At 65.6% G+C, this 7678-nt stretch carries 4 protein-coding genes; 3 read left to right on the forward strand and 1 reads right to left on the reverse strand.

Going from position 1 to position 7678, the window contains the following annotated elements:
- Positions 1-126: 126 nt before the first annotated feature.
- Positions 127-3327 carry an efflux RND transporter permease BpeB gene (gene bpeB / locus F3J15_RS36490; protein WP_166897521.1) on the forward strand — a complete coding sequence of 1067 codons (3201 nt, stop codon included), beginning with the start codon at positions 127-129 and terminating at the stop codon, positions 3325-3327.
- A complete protein-coding gene (locus F3J15_RS36495) occupies positions 3327-4850 on the forward strand; it encodes an efflux transporter outer membrane subunit (RefSeq protein WP_166897523.1) in 1524 nt (507 codons plus the stop codon). The genes bpeB and F3J15_RS36495 overlap by 1 nt, the downstream gene beginning before the upstream one ends.
- Before the next feature lie 358 nt (positions 4851-5208).
- On the opposite strand, the gene F3J15_RS36500 is transcribed toward F3J15_RS36495, so the two are convergent.
- Positions 5209-6585, reverse strand: a complete 1377-nt coding sequence (locus tag F3J15_RS36500; protein ID WP_166897537.1) for a nucleobase:cation symporter-2 family protein — start codon at positions 6583-6585, stop codon at positions 5209-5211.
- A 439-nt stretch (positions 6586-7024) separates the two neighbouring features.
- Between F3J15_RS36500 and F3J15_RS36505 the strand changes: the two genes are divergently transcribed.
- On the forward strand, positions 7025-7678 hold a 654-nt coding region (locus tag F3J15_RS36505; protein ID WP_275692420.1), incomplete at its 3' end, for an FGGY family carbohydrate kinase.

The raw sequence follows: 7678 nt of genomic DNA on the forward strand, positions 1-7678 counted from the left end.
GCCGCCACCGCCGCGCCGGCTGCCGCCGGTTCCGGCGCCGCTGCCGCTTCCGGTGCTGCCGCATCGGGCGCCGCGCCGGCGAGTGCTGCCGCTGCTTCGAGCGCGCAATAACAGGGAGCCTGTTTCATGGCAAAGTTTTTTATCGATCGCCCGATCTTCGCGTGGGTGATCGCCATCATCCTGATGCTGGCCGGGGTTGCGGCGATCTTCACGCTGCCGATCTCGCAGTATCCGACGATCGCGCCGCCCTCGATCCAGATCACCGCGAACTACCCGGGCGCTTCCGCGAAGACGGTGGAAGACACGGTGACGCAGGTGATCGAGCAGCAGATGAGCGGTCTCGACAACTTCCTGTACATGTCGTCGACCAGTGACGACTCGGGCAACGCGACGATCACGCTGACCTTCGCGCCGGGTACCAACGCCGACATCGCGCAGGTTCAGGTGCAGAACAAGCTGTCGCTCGCGACGCCGATTCTGCCGCAGGTCGTGCAGCAGCTCGGCCTCTCGGTGACGAAGTCGAGCAGCAGCTTCCTGCTGGTGCTCGCCTTCAACTCCGAAGACGGCAGCATGAACAAGTACGACCTCGCGAACTTCGTGGCGTCGCACGTGAAGGATCCGATCAGCCGGTTGAACGGCGTCGGTACCGTCACGCTGTTCGGCTCGCAGTACGCGATGCGGGTCTGGCTCGATGCGACCCGGCTGACGAACTACGGCCTCACGCCGGTCGACGTGTCGACCGCGATCTCCGCACAGAACGTGCAGATCGCAGGCGGCCAGATCGGCGGCACGCCGTCCACGCCGGGCACGATGCTGCAGGCGACGATCACCGAATCGACGCTGCTGCAGACGCCCGAGCAGTTCGGCAACATCCTGCTGAAGGTCAACCAGGACGGCTCGCAGGTTCGCCTGAAGGATGTCGCGAAGCTCGAACTCGGCGGCGAAAACTACAACTTCGACACGAAGTACAACGGTCAGCCGACCGCGGCACTCGGTATCCAGCTCGCGACCAACGCGAACGCGCTGGCGACCGCGAAGGCCGTGCGCGCGAAGATCGACGAACTGGCGCCGTTCTTCCCGCACGGCCTCGTCGTGAAGTACCCGTACGACACGACGCCGTTCGTGAAGCTGTCGATCGAGGAAGTGGTCAAGACGCTGCTCGAAGGTATCGTGCTGGTGTTCCTCGTGATGTATCTGTTCCTGCAGAACCTGCGGGCGACGATCATCCCGACGATCGCGGTGCCGGTCGTGTTGCTGGGCACCTTCGCGATCATGTCGATGGTGGGCTTCTCGATCAACACGCTGTCGATGTTCGGCCTCGTGCTCGCCATCGGCCTGCTGGTGGACGATGCGATCGTGGTCGTGGAGAACGTCGAGCGGGTGATGGCGGAAGAGGGCCTGTCACCGAAGGAGGCGACCCGCAAGGCAATGGGCCAGATCACCGGCGCACTTGTCGGCGTGGCGCTCGTGCTGTCGGCGGTGTTCGTGCCGGTGGCGTTCTCGGGCGGTTCGGTCGGCGCGATCTATCGCCAGTTCTCGCTGACGATCGTGTCGGCGATGGTGCTGTCGGTGCTCGTCGCGTTGATTCTGACGCCGGCACTGTGCGCGACGATCCTCAAGCCGATCCCGCAAGGGCATCACGAAGAGAAGAAGGGCTTCTTCGGCTGGTTCAACCGCACGTTCAACAACAGCCGCGACAAGTACCACGTCGGCGTGCACCACGTGATCAAGCGCTCGGGCCGCTGGCTCATCATCTACCTGGTCGTGATCGTCGCGGTCGGCCTGCTGTTCGTGCGCCTGCCGAAGTCGTTCCTGCCGGATGAAGACCAGGGCCTCATGTTCGTGATCGTGCAGACGCCGTCGGGCTCGACGCAGGAAACGACCGCCAAGACGCTCGCGAACATTTCCGACTACCTGCTGAAGGACGAGAAGGAAATCGTCGAATCGGCGTTCACGGTCAACGGCTTCAGCTTCGCCGGCCGCGGCCAGAACTCCGGTCTCGTGTTCGTTCGCCTGAAGGACTACTCGCAGCGTCAGCATGCGAACCAGAAGGTGCAGGCGCTGATCGGCCGGATGTTCGGGCGCTACGCGGGCTACAAGGACGCGATCGTGATCCCGTTCAACCCGCCGTCGATTCCCGAACTCGGCACCGCTGCCGGCTTCGACTTCGAGCTGACGGACAACGCGGGTCTCGGCCACGATGCGCTGATGGCCGCACGTAACCAGCTGCTCGGGATGGCCTCGAAGGATCCGACGCTGCAGGGTGTGCGTCCGAACGGCCTGAACGATACGCCGCAGTACAAGGTCGACATCGATCGCGAGAAGGCGAACGCGCTCGGCGTGACGGCGGATGCGATCGACCAGACGTTCTCGATCGCATGGGCGTCGAAGTACGTGAACAACTTCCTGGATACCGACGGCCGGATCAAGAAGGTCTACGTGCAGGCAGACGCACCGTTCCGGATGACGCCGGAAGACATGAACATCTGGTACGTGCGCAACGGGTCGGGCGGGATGGTGCCGTTCAGCTCATTCGCGACCGGTCACTGGACGTACGGTTCGCCGAAGCTCGAGCGTTACAACGGCGTATCGGCGATGGAAATCCAGGGTCAGGCCGCACCGGGCAAGTCGACCGGTCAGGCGATGGCTGCGATGGAACAGATCGCGAAGAAGCTGCCGGTCGGTATCGGCTATTCGTGGACCGGCCTGTCGTTCCAGGAAATCCAGTCCGGTTCGCAGGCGCCGATCCTGTACGCGATCTCGATCCTCGTCGTGTTCCTGTGTCTCGCGGCGCTGTATGAAAGCTGGTCGATCCCGTTCTCGGTGATCATGGTGGTGCCGCTCGGCGTGATCGGTGCACTGCTTGCGGCAACGATGCGCGGCCTAGAGAACGACGTGTTCTTCCAGGTCGGCCTGCTGACGACCGTGGGCTTGTCCGCGAAGAACGCGATTCTGATCGTGGAGTTCGCGCGCGAACTGCAGATGACGGAGAAGATGGGGCCGATCGAGGCCGCGCTGGAAGCGGCGCGCCTGCGGCTGCGTCCGATCCTGATGACGTCGCTCGCGTTCATTCTCGGCGTGATGCCGCTCGCGATCAGCAACGGCGCGGGTTCGGCCAGCCAGCACGCAATCGGTACGGGCGTGATCGGCGGGATGATCACGGCGACGTTCCTCGCGATCTTCATGATCCCGATGTTCTTCGTGAAGATCCGCGCGATCTTCAGCGGCGAGAAGGAAGACGTCGACGAGGCGCTGCGCCTGGCTCAGGAGCACTCGCACCACGAAGAGAAGCCGGGCAACGGCGACGAAGGCAACAAGGGACAGTGATGATGCAAAAACACGCTTTGACTGCAATCGCGGTCGCGCTCTTCGCCACGGGCTGCACGATGGCGCCGCATTACAAGCGGCCCGATGCGCCCGTCGCGCAGGCGTACCCGGCCGACGGCGTCTACGCGACGCAGCCGGGTGCGGCCGGCGCGCGCAGCGCGAACGGGCAAGCTGCGACCGCCATCGGCTGGCGCGAGTTCTTCGTCGATCCGCGCCTGCAGCGGCTGATCGAGATCGCGCTGAAGAACAACCGCGACCTGCGCGTGTCGGTGCTGAATATCGAGGCGGCGCGCGCGCAGTACCAGATCACGCGCGCGGGGCTGTTCCCGACGCTCGACGGTACGGGCACGGGCAATATCCAGCGCGTGCCGCAGGGTCTTTCGCAGACCGGTGCGCCGTACATCTCGCGCGCCTACAACGTCGGGCTGTCGGCGTCGTGGGAGCTCGACCTGTTCGGCCGCGTGCAGAGCCTGAAGGATCAGGCGCTCGCGCAGTACCTGTCGACGTCGTACGCGCGGCAGGCGTCGGAAATCTCGCTGGTGTCGCAGGTGGCGGATCAATACCTGACGCTGCTGTCGACCGACGATCTGTTGAAGGTCACGGAGAACACGCTGAAGACCGCGCAGGCGTCGTACGACCTGACCAAGCTGCAATTCGACAACGGCACGGGCTCCGAGCTCGAGCTGCGTCAGGCGCAGACGGTGGTCGAGACGGCGCTCGCGAACCAGCAGGCGCAGGCACGTGCGCGTGCGCAGGCGCTGAACGCGCTGGTGCTGCTGATCGGCGAGCCGCTGCCGGACGATCTGCCGGCGGGCATGCCGCTCGACGCGCAGAACCTGCTGACGGACGTGCCGGCCGGGTTGCCGTCGGATCTGCTCACGCGTCGTCCTGACGTGATGCAGGCCGAGCAGACGCTGCTCGCCGCGAACGCGAACATCGGCGCGGCGCGCGCGGCGTTCTTCCCGAAGATCTCGCTGACGGGCGCGTTCGGCACCGGCAGCCCGACGCTCGGCGGCCTGTTCAAGGCCGGCACGGCGGCATGGTCGTTCGCGCCGCAGATCACGATGCCGATCTTCGAAGGCGGTCAGAACATTGCGAACCTGAACCTCGCGCATGTGCAGAAGCGCATCGAGATCGCGAACTACGAGAAGGCGATCCAGTCGGCATTCCGCGAAGTGTCGGATGGTCTCGCCGCACGCGGCACGTACGACCAGCAGATCGCGGCGCTCGAGCGCAACGAGCATGCGCAGCAGCGACGTTTTGACCTGTCGGACCTGCGTTACAAGAACGGTGTCGACAGCTATCTGTCGGTGCTGACCGCGCAGACGGATCTGTACTCCGCGCAGCAGACGCTGATCAGCGCGCGTCTGGCACGCTGGACGAACCTGGTCACCCTCTACCGCGCACTGGGCGGCGGGTGGATCCAGCGGGCCGGCGAAACGCCGCGCGCGCCGGATGCACCGGTCGACTACGACAAGGCGGCCGCTCCGGCGCCAGCGTCGGCAGCGGCGACGAACGGGTAAGCGCAAGGAAGGGCAGGCGAGGTCTACCGCGCTTGTCTTTCGAACCGGCTGGTTGCGGAAACAAGAACGCCGCGGACGAAAGTCCGTGGCGTTTTCTTTTGCATACTCGAATCGCGTTGCGCGAAGGTGGTCGGGGTGACGATGCGCGCATCGGGCTCCGGTGCGGCTTATCGTGCCGGACCAGTCATCCTGCGTCGCCGGCGAGCATCCCGTGCCGCGCCCGTGGCGACCCGCTTTCACGCGCCGTGACCGTCCGACCGATTACCGCGCACGGTCCAGCCCCGCAAAGCAAAACGCCACGGCATGCCGTGGCGTTTTTCGTTACCGCTTCTCCGCGCCGTCGTCCGGCGTGAGGCGATCAGTGATGCACGTCGGCGGGACGCCCGTCGAAGTCGTGTCCGGCCCGGCGGATGTCGCAGCGTGCGTCCTTCTCGCCTTTCACGCCGTTGAACACGATGTTCAGGATCACGGCCGTCGCCGATGCCAGCAGGATGCCGCTGTGCAGGATCGGGGCGAGCGCGGGCGGCAGCTTCGAGAAGAAGTGCGGCGACACGACCGGGACGAGGCCCATGCCGACGCTCACGGCGACGATGAACAGGTTGTGCGTGTTGTTCACGAAGTCGACCTTCGACAGCACCTTGATGCCGTTCGCCGCCACCATCCCGAACATCACGATGCCCGCACCGCCGAGCACGAACGGCGGCACCGATGCGACGACCTGCGCCATCTTCGGGAACAGGCCGAGCAGCACGAGGATCACGCCGCCGGTGGCACACACGAAACGGCTCTTCACCCCCGTCACGCCGATCAGGCCGACGTTCTGCGAGAACGACGTATGCGGGAACGAGTTGAAGATGCCGCCGATCAGCGTGCCGAGGCCGTCGACGCGCAGGCCGCGCACGAGGCGCTCCTGGTTGACCGGGCGATCGACCATGTCGCCGACCGCGAGGAACATGCCGGTCGATTCGATGAACGTGACGAACATCACCGTGACCATCGTCACGATCGACAGCGGGTCGAAGTGCGGCAGGCCGAAGTGGAACGGCATCACGAAGCCGACCCACGGTGCGTGCGCGACGCCGTCGGTGTTCACGCGGCCGATCGCGAAGGCGATCGCGAAGCCGGCGACGATGCCGAGCAGCACCGAGATGTTCGCGACGAAGCCGCGGCCGTACTTGTTGATCAGCAGGATCAGCGTGAGCACGAGCAGCGACAGGCCGAGATAGACGGGGCTGCCGTATTCGGGGTTGCCGACACCGCCGGCCGCCCAGTTGATGCCCACTTCCATCAGCGACAGCCCGATCACCGCGATCACCGTGCCGACGACCACGGGCGGGAAGAACCGCAACAGCTTGCCGATCGTCGGCGCGAGCACGATGCCGATGATGCCGGCCGCGATGGTCGAGCCGAAGATGTCGAGGATGCCGAGGCCGGGGTTGGTGCCGATCGCGATCATCGGGCCGACTGCCGCGAACGTGCAGCCCATGATGACGGGCAGGCGGATCCCGAAGATCCACAGGCCGAGCGTCTGGATCAGCGTGGCGATGCCGCACGAAAACAGATCGGCGCTGATCAGGAACGCGATCTGGTCTTTCGGCAGCTTGAGCGCGGCGCCGACGATAAGCGGCACGGCGACAGCGCCGGCGTACATGACGAGGACGTGTTGCAGGCCAAGCGTTACCAGCTTGCCGGTCGGCAGCACCTCATCGCACGGATGGACCGTGTTCGGTTGCATCTGTCTCACTCCATGATCTTGTTTTCGGGGTGATACGAAGTTATGCGGAATGAATCAACGCAACAAGAGCGCTGGGTACTATTCCGTTCTTTGCTGGTTCGATATGCCATTTCGGCATGCAACAGGGTGTCGATCATCGGGAAACAGCCGCAGGAGTGAGGTTCCCCGGTTTTATAGCCCTTCAAAATAGCGCTGGCCCCCGTGCCAAATATCGGCCGCTTTATGGTGTGTATCGGGCGGGCTGCATAGTGGCAAAAAGTGCCTGGGAAAAATCGTGCCGGGTTAACCCGTGAACGGCCGCTTTGGCCCGCAAGGTGCAGCCGGGTGGAACCCGGCCGGCGACCGCGTTTTTGGCCTGCCGCGGTAGCGGCAAAAAACGGGGCGCGCATCGCGATCCCGTTATCATCGACATCCGTTCATTCGAATTCGCCCTCACGTCATGCGCCTGCTCGGAATCGACCTCGGCACCGGCTCCGTCAAACTCGTCACGCTCGACGCCGACGGCGTCGAGCGCGCGGTCGCGAGTGAACCTTATACGCTGTCGTCGCCGCAGCCCGGCTGGGCGGAGATCGCGCCGGACACGTGGTGGCAGGCGCTCGTGCGCGCGGCCGCGCGGCTGCCGGCCGACGAGCGTGCGCAGGTGGCGGCGATCGGGTTCTCGGGGCAAATGCACGGTGTCGTGCTGATCGACGCGGCGGGGCAGCCGGTGCGGCCCGCGCTGCTATGGCCCGACACACGCGCGGTGCGCGAAGCGGAGGCGGCCGATTGGCGCGCCGCCGGTTTGCCCGTTGCACCGAACCCCGTCGCGCCGGGCATGGCCGGCCCGCTGTTGCGCTGGCTGGCCACACATGAACCCGAAGCGCTGCGCGCCGCGCGCTGGGCCGTGCAGCCGAAGGACTGGTTGCGCATCGCGCTGGGCGGCGACGTCGCGGCCGATCCGAGCGACGCGTGCGCGACCGCGCTCGCGACGCCCGACGGCGCATGGGATGGCGCATTGATCGACGCGCTCGGCCTGCCGGCCGACCGGTTCGCACCGGTCCTTCCGTCGACTGCGCGCTGCGGCACGCTCGGCGCGCAGGCTGCCAAGGCGCTT

It is taken from the genome of Burkholderia sp. Ap-955 (assembly GCF_011753045.1).
In the GTDB taxonomy this organism is placed as follows: Bacteria; Pseudomonadota; Gammaproteobacteria; order Burkholderiales; family Burkholderiaceae; genus Burkholderia; species Burkholderia lata_D.

What these genes read in the sequence shown, in the direction of transcription:
- F3J15_RS36500 (WP_166897537.1), bottom strand. Translation starts at nt 6,585, where the DNA reads ATGCAACCGAACACGGTCCATCCGTGCGATGAGGTGCTGCCGACCGGC.
- bpeB (WP_166897521.1), top strand. Translation starts at nt 127, where the DNA reads ATGGCAAAGTTTTTTATCGATCGCCCGATCTTCGCGTGGGTGATCGCC.
- F3J15_RS36495 (WP_166897523.1), top strand. Translation starts at nt 3,327, where the DNA reads ATGATGCAAAAACACGCTTTGACTGCAATCGCGGTCGCGCTCTTCGCC.